The sequence below is a fragment of the Dankookia rubra genome, from assembly GCF_004355005.1.
In the GTDB taxonomy this organism is placed as follows: Bacteria; Pseudomonadota; Alphaproteobacteria; order Acetobacterales; family Acetobacteraceae; genus Paracraurococcus; species Paracraurococcus ruber_A.
The window spans coordinates 1-396 of the sequence record NZ_SMSJ01000376.1 but is presented as its reverse complement, the minus strand read 5'-3'; the positions used below and the strand labels follow the sequence as shown (position 1 = coordinate 396).

The following is a 396-nucleotide window of genomic DNA, read 5'->3' as shown; positions in this document are numbered from 1 at the left end:
CCACCCGAGCGCGGCTGCGACCCGCGCCGCGAATGCTGGTACCAACCGCGTCCTGCCCTTCCATCCCGGTGCGGCTCGGTTCTACCGGGAGCAGGGCATCGCGCTGGCCATCTGACCTCACGCCAACCTGCTGGCCGCAAGTGGATTGCTCGCGTTGTCGAGCCGTCCGGCGCCGCCCCGGATAGGCCAATGAATCAATGAGGTCGGGACGAGTGCCCTGGTGGTCTCGGCCAGCGACGGGACGAAGGCCGAGCGGGCCGCCGCGTTGCGCGCCGTGCCGGTCATGCTGTCAACGGCGGAGGAATATTGGAGCGCCCGGCGGAGTAAAATTGGGGCAGCCGGTAGCCACCGCTTGAGCTTGGTGACCGCTACTGGGTTGCGGTTGGTTTCGGATGG

2 protein-coding genes are annotated in these 396 nt (G+C 67.9%); one reads left to right on the top strand and one right to left on the bottom strand.

Going from position 1 to position 396, the window contains the following annotated elements; translation table 11 throughout:
• Positions 1-115: TAXI family TRAP transporter solute-binding subunit (locus E2C06_RS41020; protein ID WP_369126555.1), on the top strand; the 115-nt coding region annotated here is incomplete at its 5' end.
• Between the two features lie 2 nt (positions 116-117).
• Here the strand turns inward: E2C06_RS41020 and E2C06_RS39075 are convergent.
• On the bottom strand, positions 118-396 hold a 279-nt coding region (locus E2C06_RS39075), incomplete at its 5' end, for a hypothetical protein (RefSeq protein ID WP_206664864.1).